Origin of the sequence: Amycolatopsis taiwanensis DSM 45107 (genome assembly GCF_000519205.1) — a bacterium.
GTDB lineage: Bacteria > Actinomycetota > Actinomycetes > Mycobacteriales > Pseudonocardiaceae > Amycolatopsis_E > Amycolatopsis_E taiwanensis.
This window is the reverse complement of sequence record NZ_KI912601.1, coordinates 288,748-305,376: the sequence shown is the minus strand read 5'-3', so window position 1 is coordinate 305,376 and position 16,629 is coordinate 288,748. Positions and strand designations below refer to the sequence as shown.

The window sequence follows — 16,629 nt, the reverse complement described above, 5'->3', positions numbered from 1 at the left end:
GTCGCCGGGCCGGTGCTCCTCACCGAGTAACGCCTGCCCGTGTGACTCGTTGTCACATCGAGTCGAGGCATGCGGAGGCTGGTTTCGTTGGGGGCGCGGCACGAAGAGGCCACCGAAGCAGCAGAAGTGCCCGTGGCGGGCACACGTCCGACAAAGACTCTCTCACTGACCGTGCTGGTGCGGCTCGGCATCGTCGCGGTGGTGCTGGGGGTGGCGGCCGGTGGAATCTGGTTCGCCGGCCGGCTCGGCACCCCGGCCGCCGGCCCGACCACCACCGACATCCCCGCGCTCGACATTCCCGAAGCCGACGTGCAGCCCGGTGCGGCGGCCCCGGTGGGCGCCACGGTCGTCGGCGAGCCCGCCACCCAGCCAAGTAGCCGGCCCGGCACCGAGACGGGCGGCAGGCCTGTCCTGTCGATCTGGGCGGACCGGGTCTCCGCGGTGACCGGCATCCCGGCCAGGGCGCTGATCGCCTACGGCAACGCCGAACTCCAGCTGCGGGAAAGCCAGCCCGGTTGCCGCATCTCGTGGGCGACCCTGGCCGGCATCGGCCGGATCGAGTCCAACCACGGCCAGTACGCCGGTGCGGTGTTGCGCGACAACGGGTATCCGTCCAAGCCCATCATCGGGGTTCCGCTGGACGGTTCGCCGGGCGTCCGCTCCATCCCGGACACCGACCACGGCGCCCTTGACGGCGACCCGAACTACGACCACGCCGTCGGCCCGATGCAGTTCGTGCCGTCCACCTGGGCCAAATGGGGCGGGGGGTACGACCCACAGCAGATCGACGCGGCCGCACTGGCCGCCGCGAAGTACCTGTGCGCCGGTGGCCGCGACATGTCCAGCGCGCAGGGCTGGTGGTCGGGTGTCCTCTCGTACAACAATTCCGTCGACTACGCGCGGAAGGTTTTCGGCGTGGCGGACTCCTACGCCAAGGCCGCTCAGGGGGTGCGGGTTTCGTAGGTGCTAGCGTCGAATGCGTGCCAGCAGGTTCCGCCATGCCCCGCCGACTCCTGACAGCCGGCCTGTGTGTGCTGAGCCTGGCCGTCTCGGTCGGGCTGGCGTGGTGGCAGTGGAACCGGTTCGAGTCGGCGAGCGGCAGCTTCCAGAACCTCGGTTACGTGTTGCAGTGGCCGCTGTTCGGACTGTTCCCGGCGTTCATGATCTACCGCATCCGCAAGCTCCGGAAGTCCGCCGCCGAGGCCGAGCAGGCGCCACCGGGCGCCCGGGCGGAATGGGGCAGGAAGCCGGTCACCGAGGTTCCGGCGCCCCGGCCACGCCCGGTCGTGCGCGACGTCGCGGACGAAGAGGACGACGAGTTGGCCGCCTACAACCGCTACCTCGCGGAACTCCACGCGAGAGACCAAGAGAACAGTTAGAAAGGCAAGCCTGAATGGTGAGCACCGGCGAACAGCGCACGAAATCGCGCGAATCACTCAGGGGGCCATTGGTGCGCTACCGCGTGCTGGCCTGGACCACCGGTGTCGCGCTGCTCTGCCTCACGACCGCGTTCATCCTCAAATACGCCTTCGACTCGCCCGGGATGATGAGCTGGGCCGGGGTCACGCACGGCCTGTTCTACATGGTGTACCTGGTGGTTGCGGTGGACCTGGCGCTCAAGGCGCGCTGGTCGATCAAGGGGACGGTCTTCGTGCTGCTCGCCGGGACCATCCCGTTCCTGTCCTTCGTCGCCGAGCGCGCGGTCACGCACCGGGTCGAGGCGGGCCGGAAGCTCTGACCCGCAGCGGCGGCGTGCTGTTGCCGCGCAGCGCCGTGGCGTCCAGGGTCTCCGGGCGGTAGTGCGCCTTGTCGAGCCGGGCGGTCATGGCCACCACCGGGTCGGCCATGGGCTCGACCCGGCCGGACAGGAACGCCCACTCGTGTTCGTCCGAGCCGTAGTAGACGACGGTGGGGAACACGTTCCGGAACCGGTGCCAGGCGCTGATGAGGGTTTCGTTGCGCCAGACGGTCGGGCAGCCGGCCTGGCTGGTGACGACACCGCCCGGCGCCAGCAGCCCCGCACAGCGCCGCAGGAAGTCTTCGCCGTAGAGGCGGTTGTGCTGGGCCTGCTCCTCGGGGTTCTCGTCGGGCAGGTCGATGACCACCAGGTCGTAGCCGCCTTCGGAGTTGGCCACGAAGTCCCAGCCGTCCCGGTAGTGCACCCGGATCGGGCCCTGGCCCCGTTCCGCCGCGGCCAGCTCCTCCGGCGAGTAGCCGTAGGGCAGGTACTCGGCGCAGGAACGCACGGCGACCCGGTCGATGTCGACGTGGTCGACCTCGCCACTCTCGGCGGCCGCCAGCTGGCTGGCCACGCCCTCGCTGGAGCCGATGATCAGCACCCGCCGCAGCTGCTCGGCGAGCAGCATCCCGGGCACCATCAGGGCCTCGTGGTAGGTCAGCTGGGTCGCCTCGGTGCTCTGGCGCTCACCGTCGCAGAACAGCGAGACACCCTGCGCGGTGCGCCCGATCAGGAGGTCCTGGAAGCCGGTGTGCTCGTGGAGCAGCACCTCGGAAACCGCCCACCGCCGCGAGAGCCCGGCGCCGACGGGCTCGGTCGGCGGCGCCGCCCACCCACGCTCCACTGTGGACATCTTCGTCCGCGGCGCGGCCAGTGTGTCGGCGAGCACACGCACGGCGAGTTCCGGGTCGGCGCGGTCGCCGCAGGTGAACACGTCGGCGAACATCGAGCCGTGCTCCGGGTAGGTGTGCACCGACGCGTGCGATTCGGACAGTAGCGCGAGCACCGTGACGCCGTGCGGGGTGAACCGGTGCGTGACCACCTCGTGCACCGTGGCTCCGGCCTGGGCCAGCGCGGACCGCAGCGCTTCGGTGAGGAGACCGGAGTCGTCCAAGGATGCCGGGTCGATGCCTTCGAGTTCGGCGAGCACGTGCCGGCCGGAGAATGCGGGAAATTCGTTATGCATGGGCGTGTGTTCAGTCGAGGCAGTAGGTCCGCAGCGGCTCGATGCCGTTGAACGCCACCGAGGAGTAGCTGGCCGTATACGCACCGGCGTCGAGGATGTCGAGCCGATCGCCCGCGCGTAGGGACAGCGGCAGCTCATACCGGGTGCGTTGGTAGATCACGTCGTCACCATCGCATGTCGGCCCAGCGAGGACGACGGGACCCCTCGGCTCGTCTTCCGGCCAGTCCCGGGAACCGGCCGGAACGAGCCGGTAGGGGATCGCTTCGTTCTCGGTCTCCGCGAGTCCGTTGTAGCGGCCCACGTCGAGGTACACCCAACGTTGCCCGGCGCGTTCGGCGACGAGCACGACCTCGGTCCGGATCAGCCCGGCCTCGGCGACCACCGCCCGGCCCGGTTCGACCACCAGTTCCGGCGCCCCGCCGGGAAAGTGCGCGCGCAGCGCGGCCGAGATCGCCACCGTGTATTCGCCCAGGGACGGCGCCGGCGTGCGGTAGGACACACCGAACCCGCCCCCGAGATTCAGCCTCCGGGGCCGGATTCCGTCGACTGCCAGTTCGGCGGACACCTTGGCCGCGGCGGCGATTCCGCTCTCCCAGGCGGAAACGTCCGCCTGCTGCGAGCCGACGTGGAAGGCGATGCCGGCTGGGTCGAGGCCGAGCCGCCGCGCCCGCCGTAGCAGGTCCACGGCCTGCGCGGGCGGGCAACCGAACTTGCGGCCGAAGGGCGTCGCCGAAGCAGGCCCGTCCACCAGCAGCCGCACCGAAACCGCGGCGCCGGGGGCGAACCGGGCGAGTTGGTCGACGTCCGCCGGGGCGTCGGTGGTGAAGTCCCGGACACCGCGTGCGTAGGCGTAAGCGATGTCGGCGGCCTTCTTGATCGGGTTGCCGTAGGAGAGGGATTCTCCTGGCGCGCCCTCGGCCAGGCATGCGTCGATCTCCGCGGGGCTCGCCACGTCGAAACCGCCGCCCGCGGCCAGTACCGCCCGCAGCACCGCCGGTTCGGGATTCGCCTTGACCGCGTAGCGCAGCGCGCGTTCGCCGAACCCGGCGGCGAACGCACGAGCCCGCTCGCGCACCACGGCGCTGTCCACGACCAGGCACGGGGTCGCGGGCGCCCGCTCTGCCAGGAAGTGCACGATCCGCGTATCACTCACGGCAGCTAGTGTCGCAAGCGCCCCTGCGGGGCGCCGATCCCGGTGAGGGAGCGAACCTCCATCTCGGCCTGCTTGTACCGGTCGGCCTTGCCCCGGCCGACCAGGGTGCCGACGAACCCGCACAGGAACGAGAACGGAATCGACACCAGGCCCGGGTTCTTCAGCGGGAACCAGTGGAAGTCCACGCCCTTGATGATCGAGTCGGGGGAACCGGACACCACCGGCGAGAAGGCGACCAGCACCAGGCACGCGATCAGGCCGCCGTAGATGCCCCACAGCGTGCCGGTGGTGTTGAAGCGCTTCCAGAACAGCGAGTACAGCAGCGTGGACAGGTTCGCCGACGCCGCCACCGCGAAGGCCAGCGCGACCAGGAACGCGATGTTCTGGCCGTTGGCGAGGATGCCGCCGATGATCGAGAGCAACCCGATCACCACGGCGGTCAGCCGCGCGACCCGGACCTCCTCGTACGGATCGGCCTTGCCGCGCTTGAAGATGTTCGCGTACACGTCGTGCGCGAACGACGTCGACGCGGTCATGGTGAGGCCGGCGACCACGGCCAGGATGGTCGCGAACGCGACCGCCGAGATGACGCCCAGCAGCACCGGGCCGCCGATGTGCAGGGCCAGCAACGGCGCCGCGGAGTTCTCGCCACCCGGCGCGCTCTTGATCTCCTTCGAACCGACCAGCGCGGCCGAGCCGTAGCCGATCACCAGCGTGCACAGGTAGAAGATGAGGACGCACGAGGTGGCCCAGACGACCGAGCGGCGGGCTTCGCCGGCGGTGGGCACGGTGTAGAACCGCATCAGCACGTGCGGCAGTGCCGCGGTGCCGAGAACCAGCGCGAAGGACAGGGACACGAAGTCCAGCTTGGTGAGGTCGGTGGCACCGTAGGAGCCGCCCGGCTGGAGCAGCTTCGCGCCCATCGGGTTGTTGTAGGCCGCCTGGGACAACAGGTTCGAGATGTTGAAGCCGAACTTGCCGATCAGGAAGACGGTCATCAGCGCCACGGACAGGATCAGCAGGCTGGCCTTGATGATCTGCACCCAGGTGGTGCCCTTCATCCCGCCGACCAGCACGTACACCACCATGACCAGGCCGACCACCGCGATGATCAGGGCCTGGCCGAAGGCGCTGTGGATGTTGAGCAGCAACGAGATGAGCCCACCGGCGCCGGCCATCTGGGCGAGCATGTAGAACAGCGAGATGACCAGCGTCGAGGTGGCCGCGGCGGCGCGCACCGGACGTTGCTTCATCCGGAAGCTGAGCACGTCGCCCATGGTGAACCGGCCGGTGTTCCGGGTCAGCTCGGCGACCAGCATCAGCGCGATCAGCCAGGCGACGAGGAAGCCGATCGAGTAGAGGAACCCGTCGTAGCCGTTCACCGCGATCGCGCCCGCGATACCGAGGAACGAGGCGGCCGAGAGGTAGTCGCCGGACAGCGCGATCCCGTTCTGCCGCCCGGTGAAAGCGCTGCCCGCGGCGTAGTAGTCGGCCCGGCTGGTCGCACCGCTGCTCACCCGGTAGACGACGAACAGCGTGATCGCGACGAACAGGCCGAAGACGACCGTGTTGAAGATGGGGTTGTTGCCGTCGGTGGCGGCGGCCTGGATGAGTACCGCGGAAGGGTGGGCGACCATGGTTGTTTCCTACACTCCTGCCTGCCGCCGGACCTTCTCCACTTCGGGGTCCAGCCGGCGTTTGGCGAAGCGCACGTAGGCCGCCATGATCAGCGCGGTCGAGACGAACTGGCCGGCGCCCATCAGGATGCCGACGTTGAGCACCCCGATCACCGGTCTGCTCATGAAGTCGTGGAAGTAGGCGGCGAGGATCACGTACGCGAAGTACCAGAGGATGAACAGCAGCGTCATCGGGAACACGAAGCGGCGGAACCGGGACCTCAGCGTCTGGAACTCTTGGCTGGCCTGGATCGCCAGGTAGTCCGGGCCGGGCCCGCTCCGGGAGTGCGTCTCGGCGGGATGGGCGGGCGCGGAGGACTCGAACAACACCGGGAGTTGGCCGGTGTCATCGGGATTACTCCTCGTCGCAGGGGTCGGAGCAATGCGTTGCATGTCTGCCTCCCGGCGAACTCCAGCGGGCAAATCTGTCGCGGCCGCACATGGTAGCTGCGCAGATCGACGGACAGTTCACCAGGCCGGTACAAAAGATCGAGCGAACGGGCGGTTAATCCCTCTTAATAGGGACACTGTCGCGCACATACTCAAGCCATTTGTGACTGCTTGTAATTTTTCGTGAAACCCTGTCGCTGAACGTGATGACGGTGCGTGTGCGACTGGCGGCGTTACGCGTGGTCGGTGGCCGGAGCCGAGGTGAACTCGGGGTGAACACAACGGGATCGGGCGTTATTCTTCCGTGGCTCCTCTGGTTCCCCATCCATGGGGGTGGTCGGTACCTGTTCCCCCGGCGGCTTCAGGCGATCCCTGGGCTACTGGGTGATCGGGGAAGCGGTACCACTGTCCGGGTGATCCTCGGAAATTGTGCGGACCGCCAGGTTCGATTACGGGTGATCGCGTTAACATGCCATCACATTCGGTATTCGTGCAGGTCGTAGGCGGGGCGCTCGGTATTGATCGTGGGCCGCCCGATTGGTGTACGCTTCCCACGCCACGTTGACTCCCTGTGACCGAAGGTAAGCCCATCTTGTCTGAGGCGTCCCGCACCACAGATGATGCGCGTGCGCGCAAGCCGGGCGAGGCGAGCCGGGTACGGCGCCGTGGGCGAGACCGGACAGAGTTCGCGGCTGACGGGGAGAGCAGTGAGCGCCAGAGACGTGTATCGAAAATGCCGGACAGGGAGTCACCTTCGTGACCGTTGCAGGACAAGGCCAAGTGCCTGTTGGACAGCTCCTCGGCCAGCAACCGCGCCGTCCGTCTAAGTTGAGCGCGATCGCCCGCTGGCGAGACTGGAGCATCACGGTCAAGCTCGCCGCCGTGACGTTGGTCCCGATCGTCTTCGCCATGGTGCTCGGCGGGATCACCATCGCCAACCAGGTCGACCGGTCCAACAACTACGAGCGGATCCAGCGGCTGGTCACCCTCGGCGGCGACGTGCGGACGCTGACCGGCGCGCTCCAGGAGGAACGGACCGAGACCGCGTCGCTGCTCACCCAGGGCACCGTGGGCAGCTCCCCCCAGCTCGACCTCGCCCGCGCCGCGGTGGACAAGGCGCTCCCGCAGTTCGATCTCGACGCCGGCCGCGCCGGCCAGCTGGACGCCGCGATCACCGACTCCGTCATCACGGTCCGCGGCACGATGGCGAAGCTGGCGGACCTCCGTGGTCAGGCCACCACCGGCAAGCTCGAGGTGAGCCAGGCTCTCGACGACTACACCGCGATGACCAGTGCGCTGCTCGCCATGGACAACGCGCTGGTGGCCGAGATCGGCGACGGCTCGATCGGCAGCAGCCCGAGTGCGCTGCACGGGCTCCAGGTCGCCAAGGAGAACATCTCCTTCTCCCAGGCGCTGCTCGGCTACGGCATCAGCCGGGGCACCCTGACCGGGACCCAGATCAACGACCTGCGCACGATGGAGGTCCGCCTCGACGACCGGATCAAGGACTTCAAGTCCGCGGCGTCGCCGGCCCAGCAGCAGGACTTCGAGCACAGCGTCGAGGGCACGGACTACGACACCCGTACCCGGCTGGTCGGCACCGTTCTCGCCGCGCAGAACTCGGGTCCGGCCCTGGCCGCCATCTCCGGCCAGCAGTGGTCCGCCGCGTCGAGCTCGGTCATCGCCGCCGTCGACGGCGTCAGCAACCGGCTGAGCGCCGAGCTGACCAGCACCGCCACCGGGCTGGTGGAAAACTCCGGCACCAGCACCGGCCTGCTCGCCGTGCTGCTGTTCCTCGCTCTCTTCGTCACCGGTGCGGTCGTGTTCCTGATCACCCGGCAGCTGCTGCGCTCGCTGCGGCGGCTGCGGGCCGGCGCCATGGACGTGGCCGACCGCCAGTTGCCCGAGGCGGTGCGCAACATCCAGGACGGCCAGGAGCAGAGCACCGACGTGGAACCGCTGGCCATCGGGACGACCGACGAGATCGGTCAGGTGGCCACGGCGTTCGACGCGGTGCACAGCCAGGCGCTGCGGCTGGCCGCGGAGCAGGCCAACCTGCGGACCGGCTACAGCAGCGTCTTCGTCAACCTGTCGCGCCGGAGTCAGAGCCTCGTGCAGCGGCAGCTGCAGCTGATCGAGCGTCTGGAGCGCGACGAGGAGGACGCCGACCAGCTGGCCACGCTGTTCCAGCTGGACCACCTCGCCACCCGGATGCGGCGTAACAACGAGAACCTGATGGTTCTCTCCGGCGCGGAGCCGGGGCGCCGCTCCGGCCAGCCGATTGCCACGGCCGACGTGATCCGCGCCGCGGTGTCGGAGATCGAGCAGTACCAACGGGTCGTCGTGCAGCAGCCGCCGAGCGCCCGCATCGTCGGGTACGCGGCCAGTGACCTGATGCGCCTGATCGCGGAGCTGCTCGACAACGCGACCGCGTTCTCCGCGCCGGAGACGAAGGTGACCGTCAACACCCGCGTCGCCGAGGGTGGCCTGCTGATCGACATCGTCGACAAGGGCATCGGCATGACCGAGACCGAGATCACCGAGGCGAACGCCCGCCTCGCGCAGGAAGCCACGGTGGACCTGGCCACCTCGCGCCGGATGGGCCTGTTCGTGGTCGGCCGCCTCGCGGGGCGGCACAACATCGGCGTCTTCCTGCACGGCGGCAAGGAGGTCGTCGGGATCCGCGCCACCGTGACCGTGCCCGGTGAGCTGGTGATGGATCTGCAGGAGACCGGCGTGATCCAGGCGGTGCCGGCCGAGCCCGCGACGCCCCAGGCCAGCGAGGGGCTCCCGCAGCGCCGCGCGGTCAACGGCGCCGTCGGTGCCGGCAGCCTGTCCGACTTCGCCGGGATCCCCGCGGCCCCGGGCGATGGAGCGTCGGCGCCCGGCGGGTGGACCAACGGTCACTCCGGCGTGCTGCCGTCGCGGAAGCCGGGCGACGTGGAGATCTCCGGCACGGCCCTGTTCAGCCCGGCGTCGGACCACCCGAGCCTGCCCTCGATGCCGCCGGTGACACCGGAACCGCCGCCCGCCCCGCCGGCTCCGCCGGTGAGCGAGCCGCCCTCGGGTCCGTTGCCCAGCGGCAAGGCGCTGTTCGAGGCGAACGACATCACCCCGCCGTCCAGCGGCTGGTGGGCCACTGAGCAGCAGGAACCGGCACCGCCGGAACCCCCGTCCCTGCCGGAGACGACGCCGATCTTCGACGAAACGCTGTCGGCGTGGTTCCGCAGCGACTCGCCCGCGCCGGCGCGTCCCGCCGAAACGCTGGCTGAGCCGCTCTCGCAGTCCGAGCCGGCCGGGCCGCCGGAGCCGGCGGAAGAGCCCGCCGCGTACGAGGTTCAGCGGGCGGAGGACGCGGCCGGCGAGCCAGAGCACACCCCGGCAAGCTGGGCCTTCGCGGCCGACGAGAGCTGGCGTGCCGTCCAGTCGGTCTCCGAGGCGGAACCGACCAGCTACACCGAGGCGGGTCTGCCCCGGCGCCGACGCGGTGAGCAGCTGCTGCCGGGCAGCGCCACGAGCGAGGCGAGCGTGCGGCCGAAGCGCCCGGCGCGCGACCCCTCCGACATCCGGAGCCGGCTCTCCAGCTTCCAGAAGGGCGTGAACCGGGCTCGGCACTCGGCCGAGCCGGAAGCCGAAGCCGCGCCGTCGTCCCAGTTGTGGCAGCCGCCGGCCGATTCGAGCCAGTCGTCGCAACCGCTGCCGGCCCGGCCCGAACCACAATCGCTGCCGACGCGGCCCGAGCCGCAGCCGGTGTCCGACTCGAGCCAGCCGGGGCCGGGCAAACTGCCGCAGCGCCGTCCCCGGCCGCGTCCGCCGCGCGAGGAGGAACCGGCTCCGGCGTCCGGCTACGGCCAGTTGCCCACCCGCCACCCGGCGTCCGGGGAGAGCACGGCTTACACTCCCGTGGAACGCGGCCTGTTGCCGCAGCACGAGCAGCACGAGCAGTACGAACCGGCCGCCTCGTCGTCGGGCACGCTGCCCTGGCCCGAACCGCCGGAGCAGACGCCGGCGGAGGAGGCGGGCGAGCTGACGCAGCGTGGCGTCGAACCGGCCCTGCCTCAGTACGACCAGCAGTACGACCAGTACGACCAGCAGGGTCAGCCCGCGGCGTTCGAACCGGCCGCCTCACCCAGTGGTGAGTCGGCGTGGTCCTTCGCCACGGACGAAAGCTGGCGCACGGTGGAAACCGTGTCGAAGACGGCGCCGACCAGCTTCACGGCAGCGGGCCTGCCCCGCCGCCGTCGTGGCGAGCAGCTCCTGCCGGGCGGCGCGTCCGGGCCGGGCGGTTCCCGGCCCCAGCAGCGCGACCCGCAGGATGTGCGCGGCCGGCTGGCCAGTTTCCAGCAGGGCGTGCAGCGCGGACGGCACCGTACAGCTCATGCGGTCGACTCCGAACGAGAAAACATGGAGGGTGAATGACCTCGCCGCAGCAACACAACCAGTTCGGTTGGCTGGTCAACGACTTCGCCGAGCGCGTCCCGGGTGTGGCGCACGCGGTGGTCGTGTCCGCCGACGGCCTGTTGCTGACCGCCTCGAACCGCCTGCCGCTGGACCGCGCCGACCAGCTCGCCGCGGTGGCGTCCGGGCTGGTGAGCCTCACGCAAGGCGCCGCGCGGTGCTTCGAGGCGGGGGCGGTGAACGAGACCGTGGTGGAGATGGAGATGGGCATGATGGTGCTGATGTCCATCAGCGACGGCTCGTGCCTGGCCGTGCTCGCCGCGCCGAACTGCGACATCGGTCAGGTGGCCTACGAGATGACCATGCTGGTCGACCGGGTCGGCCAGATCCTCACCCCCGAGCTGCGGGCTCAGCTGCAGGGCTCGGGGGGACCGTTGATGGGCCAGCCGGTGGGATGAGGCCGCGATGAGTACGGGACCTGGGGGACCTCCGCCCGGTGAGGACGACGAGGCGACGTTCGCCGACGTCTTCAATGCCTTCACTCTGGATTCACGGCGACGCAAGAAACGGAAAAAGTCGGCCGGTGAAGACCCGGAGCTGGAGACCGACGCCGGCCCGTCGACGTACGGAGGCGAGCCGGTGTATCCGGGTGAGCAAGCGTATCCGGGTGAGCCGACGTATCCGGGCGAGCAGGCGTATCCGGGCGAGCCGGAGTACTACCCGGGTGAGCCCGGCTACGGGCAGTACGCCGCCGAGGCGTATTCGCCGCCGCCGGAGCCAGGCCCGGCCGCGCAGCCGCCAGGGCCGCCCGGCTTCTTCGAGCCTGCCCAGGGGACCGGGCTCTTCGAGCCGGCCGTGTCCAACACCGGCCCGGCCGAGTACTACTACGACGGCTACGAACAGCCGGCGGAGGAAGCCGCGGTGGTGCGCCCGTACGCCCTCACCGGCGGCCGCACCAAGGCGAACCTCGAGCTGGAGCTGGAGACCCTGCTCTCCACCTCCGAAGCCGCCGTCGCCCAGGGGGACCAGGTCGCGGTGCAGTTCGAGCACCGCGCGATCATGGAAGAATGCCGGACGCCGCGATCCGTGGCGGAAATCGCGGCGCTGCTGAGGGTTCCGCTGGGCGTGGCCAGGGTACTGATCAGCGACGCAGCCGGGGCTGGTTTGATCACCGTGCACGAAACGGTGTCGGGTAACGACGACGCCGAGGCGCGTCTCATGTTGATGGAAAGGGTGTTGAGTGGACTCCGTCGGCTTTAAGGCACCGCGGCCGGCCGCGCCGCAGACCATGACCTCGGCCAAGATCGTGGTCGCTGGTGGGTTCGGCGCCGGCAAGACCACCTTCGTCGGGTCGGTGTCGGAAATCGTGCCGCTCACCACCGAGGCGATGATGACCGACGCCAGTCGGGGCATTGACGATCTCGACAACACGCCGAACAAGGCGACCACGACCGTGGCCATGGACTTCGGCCGCGTGTCGCTGGACCGGGATCTGATCCTGTACCTGTTCGGCACGCCGGGCCAGCAGCGGTTCTGGTTCATGTGGGACGACCTGGTGCGCGGTGCGATCGGAGCGGTCGTGCTCGCGGACACCCGCCGGCTGGCGGACTCGTTCGCGCCGGTCGACTTCTTCGAGGACCGCGGGTTGCCCTACATCATCGGCGTGAACACCTTCGATGGGGTCCTGGCGCACGATCTGAACGACGTGCGTGAGGCACTGGCCATCGACCCCAGCATCCCGATCGTGCGGTGCGACGCGCGGGACCGCGAGTCGACCAAGCAGACCCTGATCACGCTGGTCGAGTACGCGATGCGGCAGTGGATCGCGATGCGGTCGGTCGGTCAGCGCTGAGCCGGCGGCAACATGCCCGACATGTTGCCGCCGTCACCTCCAGTAGTACTTGGGGTTGAAATAGTAGGAAGCCCAAGTATTTTAAGGGTATGGAGCGCTATCGGCCCACCCACCCGATCCGGTTCGTAACCGCGTCCAGCCTGTTCGACGGGCACGACGCGTCGATCAACATCATGCGACGGATCCTGCAGTCCCAGGGCGCCGAAGTCGTGCACCTGGGGCACAACCGTTCCGTGGACGAGGTCGTCACGGCAGCGATCGCCGAAGACGTCCATGGCGTGGCGATCAGCGCCTATCAGGGCGGCCACGTCGAGTACTTCACCTACCTCGTCGAGTTGCTGAACGAGCGCGGCGCCGGGCACATCAAGGTCTACGGCGGTGGCGGCGGGGTGATCGTGCGCGAGGAGATCGAGCTGCTGCACGCGCGAGGCGTGGCGCGGATCTTCTCCCCGGACGACGGCCTCGAGATGGGCCTGCCGGGCATGATCAACTCGATGATCCGGGACTGCGACGCCGACCTGGCCGCGCAGCCGCCCGCGTCGGTCGACCGGTTGCTGTCCGGCGACGTGGCGGCGCTCGCCCGCGTGATCACCCAGCTGCAGGCCGGTGTGCTCGCCGCCGACTGGACCTCTGCCATCGCCGAAGCGGCAGCGGCCCGGACGGTGCCGGTACTGGGCATCACCGGCACCGGCGGTTCCGGGAAGTCTTCGCTCACCGACGAGCTGATCCGCCGGTTCCGGCTCGACCAGGAGGACAAGCTGCGGATCGCCGTGCTGGCCGTGGACCCGACCCGGCGCCGGGGTGGCGGTGCGCTGCTGGGCGACCGGATCCGCATGAACTGTCTCGGCGGGGCCGGTTCACCGGTCTTCTTCCGTTCCCTGGCCACGAGGACCACGCACGGCGAGATCCCGACCGGGCTCGACGAGGCGGTCCAAGCGTGCAAGGCGGCGGGCTACGACCTGGTGATCGTCGAGACGCCCGGGATCGGGCAGGGCGACGCCGGGATCGTCGATCATGTCGACTTCTCGCTTTATGTGATGACGCCGGAGTTCGGCGCCGCCTCACAGCTGGAGAAGATCGACATGCTCGACTTCGCCGATGTGGTGGCGATCAACAAGTTCGAGCGCCGGGGCGCGGAGGACGCCCGCCGCGACGTCGCCCGGCAACTGCTGCGCAACCGCGAGGAGTTCGGCGCCGCGCCGGAGGACATGCCGGTGTTCGGCACCAGCGCGGCGAAGTTCAACGACGACGGTGTCACCGCGCTGTACGAGCACCTGCGTGATTCCCTGGCCGAGCGCGGGCTTTCGGTGTCCACGCCCACGCTGCCGCCCGTCCAGGGCAAGGTGTCGACCGGTGCGAGCACGATCATCCCGGCGGCGCGGGTCCGGTACCTGGCGGAGATCGCCGAGACGGTGCGCGGGTACCACGAGCGCACCCGGCGCCAGGTCGCCGCGGTCCGCAAGCGCGACCAGCTGGCCGCGGCCAGCGCGGCGCTGAAGGAAGCGGGCGCGGACACCGGGGCGATCGACGCACTGGTCGAAACCGCCGAATCGGAGGTGGATGGCGAGTCGCGGCGCCTGCTGGCGCAGTGGCGGGAGCTGGCCGAGTCCTACCGCGAGGAGGAACTCGTGGTACGGGTGCGGGACAAGGAGCTGCGCACCCAGCTGTGGCGGGAAACCCTGTCCGGCTCCCGGATCCCGCGGGTGGCTCTGCCTCGCTACACCGACGACGGCGAGCTGCTTTCCTTCCTCCGGCGCGAGCACCTGCCCGGATATTTCCCTTACACGGCAGGGGTTTTCCCGTTCAAGCGCGAGGGGGAGGACCCGGCCCGGATGTTTGCGGGCGAGGGCGACGCCTTCCGCACCAACCGGCGGTTCAAGTACCTTTCGGCCGACTCGGCGGCGAAGCGGCTTTCCACCGCGTTCGACTCGGTCACCCTCTACGGCCACGACCCGGGGACCCGACCCGACATCTACGGCAAGGTCGGCACCTCGGGCGTGTCGATCGCGACGCTGGACGACATGAAGGCGCTCTACGACGGTTTCGACCTGACCTCGCCGACCACGTCCGTGTCGATGACGATCAACGGTCCCGCCCCGACGATCCTGGCCTTCTTCCTCAACACCGCGATCGACCAGCGCATCGACGCCTTCGTCGCCGAGCACGGCCGGCAGCCGACGCCCGAGGAGGCCGACGAACTGCGCGCGTGGACGCTGCGCACGGTGCGTGGCACGGTGCAGGCGGACATCCTGAAGGAGGACCAGGGGCAGAACACCTGCATCTTCTCCACCGAGTTCTCGCTGCGCATGATGGCCGACATCCAGGAATGGTTCATCGAGCGCGGGGTGCGTAACTTCTATTCGGTGTCGATCTCCGGCTACCACATCGCGGAGGCGGGGGCGAACCCGATCTCGCAACTGGCGTTCACGCTGGCCAACGGGTTCACCTATGTCGAGTCCTATCTCGCCCGCGGTATGCGGATCGACGACTTCGCGCCGAACCTCTCGTTCTTCTTTTCCAACGGCATGGACGCCGAGTATTCGGTGCTCGGCCGGGTGGCGCGGCGGATCTGGGCCACGGCCATGCGGGAGCGGTACGGCGCGAACGAGCGGTCGCAGAAGCTGAAGTACCACGTCCAGACCTCGGGGCGATCCCTGCACGCGCAGGAGATGACGTTCAACGACATCCGGACCACGCTGCAGGCGCTGTGCGCACTGTATGACAACGCGAATTCCTTGCACACCAACGCCTACGACGAGGCGATCACCACGCCGTCGGAGAGTTCGGTGCGCCGGGCGATGGCCATCCAGCTGGTCATCAACCAGGAATGGGGACTGGCGAAGAACGAGAACCCGTTACAGGGCTCGTTCATCATCGACGAGCTGACCGACCTGGTGGAGGAGGCGGTGCTGGTCGAGTTCGACCGCATCTCCGAGCGCGGCGGGGTCCTCGGTGCGATGGAGACCGGCTACCAGCGCGGGCGCATCCAGGACGAGTCGATGCTGTACGAGCGGCGCAAGCACGACGGTTCCCTGCCCATCGTCGGCGTGAACACCTTCCGCAACCCGCACCCGGAGGACGACGAGGTGCAGGTCGAACTGGCCCGGGCGACCGAGGAGGAGAAGCAGTCCCAGCTGTCCCGGCTGGCGGACTTCCATCACCGGCATGCCGAGGAAGCCCAGCAGGCGCTGCACGACCTCCAACAGGCTGCGACGCGCGGCGAGAACGTCTTCGCGGTGCTGATGGATGCGGCCCGCGTGTGCTCGCTCGGGCAGATCACCGAGGCCTTCTTCGAAGTGGGTGGCCAGTATCGCCGCAACGTCTGAACAGCCTTCGTCCAGTTTGGTGTGACGCGGAGTCTTCGCGTGCCGGCGTGCGGGGTGCCAGGGTGCCGGCGTGCCGGGGTGACGGAGGCAGGGCTCTATCGATATCGATCAGAGCCGGGAACTCGCGTGCCTGAACCGGGAACTCGCGTGCCTGAACCGGGGACACGCATGCCTGAGCCGGGAACTCGCGTGCCTGAGCCGGGAACTCGCGTGCCTGGACCGGGGACACGCCAGCACCTGGCGTGTCCCCGGTTGAGGAGGGCGAGTTCTGGGTTGAGGTGGGTGAGTTCTGGGTTCGGGGAGGTGAGTTCTGGGTTGGTGACGAGTTTCGGGGTTCGGGCAGGAACGCCAAAGTCAGCCCAACCCACCCCAACCGGCTTCGACCCAGGCCTGAGTGCGCGGAACCCCGGCCGTCACGGTCGGTGACGGCGGGGAATACCTGGCCTGATTCGGTGGTTGGCCGTCACATGAAGTACGGAGTTGCCACCTTCGTAACCGACTACGGAATCGGCCCAGCGGCGCTGGGCACTGCCTTGGAGGAGCGTGGCTTCGACGCCCTCCTCGTCTCGGAGCACTCGCATATCCCGGTCAGCCGCGAGACGCCCTACCCAGGTGGCGGGGAACTTCCCCGCAGGTACTTTCGCACGCTCGACCCGTTCGTGGCGTTGACGGCCGCAGCGTCGGTGACGTCGAACTTGTTGCTGGGGACGGGCGTCGTGTTGTTGGTGCAGCGGGATGTTATTCATACCGCGAAGGAGGTGTCGAGTCTGGACCTGGTGTCCGGTGGGCGTGTGCTTTTCGGGGTGGGTGCTGGGTGGAATCGTGAGGAGATGCGTAATCACGGTACTGATCCGCGTACGCGTGGGGCGTTGTTGGATGAGCGGATTGAGGCGTTGAAGGCGATTTGGAC

Annotated in this window: 13 protein-coding genes and 1 pseudogene; 9 read left to right on the top strand and 5 right to left on the bottom strand. The window is 69.0% G+C overall.

Features of this window, described 5'->3' with window-relative positions; translation table 11 throughout:
* Window positions 1–69 precede the first annotated feature (69 nt).
* The 3 genes from A3CU_RS49260 to A3CU_RS0140920 are packed head-to-tail and all read left to right on the top strand — an operon-like array spanning window position 70 to window position 1,738.
* Complete coding sequence (locus A3CU_RS49260) at window positions 70–963, top strand: lysozyme family protein (RefSeq protein WP_043844230.1); 894 nt, start codon at window positions 70–72, stop codon at window positions 961–963.
* 17 nt (window positions 964–980) lie between these two features.
* Window positions 981–1,379: a hypothetical protein gene (locus A3CU_RS0140925; RefSeq protein ID WP_425388321.1), complete on the top strand. Its 399-nt coding sequence runs from the start codon at window positions 981–983 to the stop codon at window positions 1,377–1,379.
* A 14-nt stretch (window positions 1,380–1,393) separates the two neighbouring features.
* The gene (locus A3CU_RS0140920) at window positions 1,394–1,738 is read left to right on the top strand and encodes a DUF3817 domain-containing protein (protein ID WP_027947109.1); all 345 of its coding nucleotides are present in this window, start codon (window positions 1,394–1,396) and stop codon (window positions 1,736–1,738) included.
* Here A3CU_RS0140920 and A3CU_RS0140915 read toward each other — a convergent pair.
* From A3CU_RS0140915 to A3CU_RS0140900, 5 genes and pseudogenes are all read right to left on the bottom strand, one after another.
* On the bottom strand, window positions 1,704–2,591 hold the full coding sequence (locus A3CU_RS0140915) for a spermidine synthase (RefSeq protein WP_052373106.1): 888 nt from the start codon (window positions 2,589–2,591) through the stop codon (window positions 1,704–1,706). The two genes, A3CU_RS0140920 and A3CU_RS0140915, sit on opposite strands and share 35 nt — an antisense overlap.
* Window positions 2,571–2,924, bottom strand: a pseudogene (gene speD, locus A3CU_RS55020) (adenosylmethionine decarboxylase); the annotation flags it as partial. The pseudogene speD and the gene A3CU_RS0140915, both read right to left, overlap by 21 nt.
* Window positions 2,925–2,934: 10 nt before the next feature.
* The gene (locus A3CU_RS0140910) at window positions 2,935–4,077 is read right to left on the bottom strand and encodes a type III PLP-dependent enzyme (protein WP_027947107.1); all 1,143 of its coding nucleotides are present in this window, start codon (window positions 4,075–4,077) and stop codon (window positions 2,935–2,937) included.
* A gap of 5 nt (window positions 4,078–4,082) precedes the next feature.
* Window positions 4,083–5,714 carry a solute symporter family protein gene (locus tag A3CU_RS0140905; protein ID WP_052373056.1) on the bottom strand — a complete coding sequence of 544 codons (1,632 nt, stop codon included), beginning with the start codon at window positions 5,712–5,714 and terminating at the stop codon, window positions 4,083–4,085.
* A gap of 9 nt (window positions 5,715–5,723) precedes the next feature.
* Complete coding sequence (locus tag A3CU_RS0140900) at window positions 5,724–6,146, bottom strand: DUF485 domain-containing protein (RefSeq protein WP_027947105.1); 423 nt, start codon at window positions 6,144–6,146, stop codon at window positions 5,724–5,726.
* Window positions 6,147–6,923: 777 nt separating this feature from the next.
* On the opposite strand from A3CU_RS0140900, the gene A3CU_RS0140895 reads away from it, so the two are divergent.
* The 6 genes from A3CU_RS0140895 to A3CU_RS0140870 all read left to right on the top strand — a co-directional run.
* The gene (locus A3CU_RS0140895) at window positions 6,924–10,562 is read left to right on the top strand and encodes a sensor histidine kinase (RefSeq protein WP_027947104.1); all 3,639 of its coding nucleotides are present in this window, start codon (window positions 6,924–6,926) and stop codon (window positions 10,560–10,562) included.
* Window positions 10,559–10,999, top strand: coding sequence for a roadblock/LC7 domain-containing protein (locus A3CU_RS0140890; RefSeq protein ID WP_027947103.1), 441 nt, complete (start codon window positions 10,559–10,561; stop codon window positions 10,997–10,999). Before A3CU_RS0140895 ends, A3CU_RS0140890 begins: the two co-directional genes overlap by 4 nt.
* A 7-nt stretch (window positions 11,000–11,006) precedes the next feature.
* Window positions 11,007–11,801 carry a DUF742 domain-containing protein gene (locus A3CU_RS52040; protein WP_027947102.1) on the top strand — a complete coding sequence of 265 codons (795 nt, stop codon included), beginning with the start codon at window positions 11,007–11,009 and terminating at the stop codon, window positions 11,799–11,801.
* Window positions 11,782–12,393: a GTP-binding protein gene (locus A3CU_RS0140880; protein ID WP_027947101.1), complete on the top strand. Its 612-nt coding sequence runs from the start codon at window positions 11,782–11,784 to the stop codon at window positions 12,391–12,393. Before A3CU_RS52040 ends, A3CU_RS0140880 begins: the two co-directional genes overlap by 20 nt.
* A gap of 89 nt (window positions 12,394–12,482) precedes the next feature.
* Window positions 12,483–15,719 (top strand): fused isobutyryl-CoA mutase/GTPase IcmF, encoded by a 3,237-nt coding sequence (icmF, locus tag A3CU_RS0140875; RefSeq protein ID WP_027947100.1) that lies wholly within the window; start codon window positions 12,483–12,485, stop codon window positions 15,717–15,719.
* A 467-nt stretch (window positions 15,720–16,186) separates the two neighbouring features.
* The coding region (locus tag A3CU_RS0140870) for a TIGR03619 family F420-dependent LLM class oxidoreductase (RefSeq protein WP_027947099.1) at window positions 16,187–16,629 on the top strand (443 nt) is incomplete at its 3' end.

What these genes read in the sequence shown, in the direction of transcription:
- A3CU_RS0140900 (WP_027947105.1), bottom strand. Translation starts at nt 6,146, where the DNA reads ATGCAACGCATTGCTCCGACCCCTGCGACGAGGAGTAATCCCGATGAC.
- A3CU_RS52040 (WP_027947102.1), top strand. Translation starts at nt 11,007, where the DNA reads ATGAGTACGGGACCTGGGGGACCTCCGCCCGGTGAGGACGACGAGGCG.
- A3CU_RS0140905 (WP_052373056.1), bottom strand. Translation starts at nt 5,714, where the DNA reads ATGGTCGCCCACCCTTCCGCGGTACTCATCCAGGCCGCCGCCACCGAC.
- A3CU_RS49260 (WP_043844230.1), top strand. Translation starts at nt 70, where the DNA reads ATGCGGAGGCTGGTTTCGTTGGGGGCGCGGCACGAAGAGGCCACCGAA.
- A3CU_RS0140890 (WP_027947103.1), top strand. Translation starts at nt 10,559, where the DNA reads ATGACCTCGCCGCAGCAACACAACCAGTTCGGTTGGCTGGTCAACGAC.
- icmF (WP_027947100.1), top strand. Translation starts at nt 12,483, where the DNA reads ATGGAGCGCTATCGGCCCACCCACCCGATCCGGTTCGTAACCGCGTCC.
- A3CU_RS0140915 (WP_052373106.1), bottom strand. Translation starts at nt 2,591, where the DNA reads ATGTCCACAGTGGAGCGTGGGTGGGCGGCGCCGCCGACCGAGCCCGTC.
- A3CU_RS0140920 (WP_027947109.1), top strand. Translation starts at nt 1,394, where the DNA reads ATGGTGAGCACCGGCGAACAGCGCACGAAATCGCGCGAATCACTCAGG.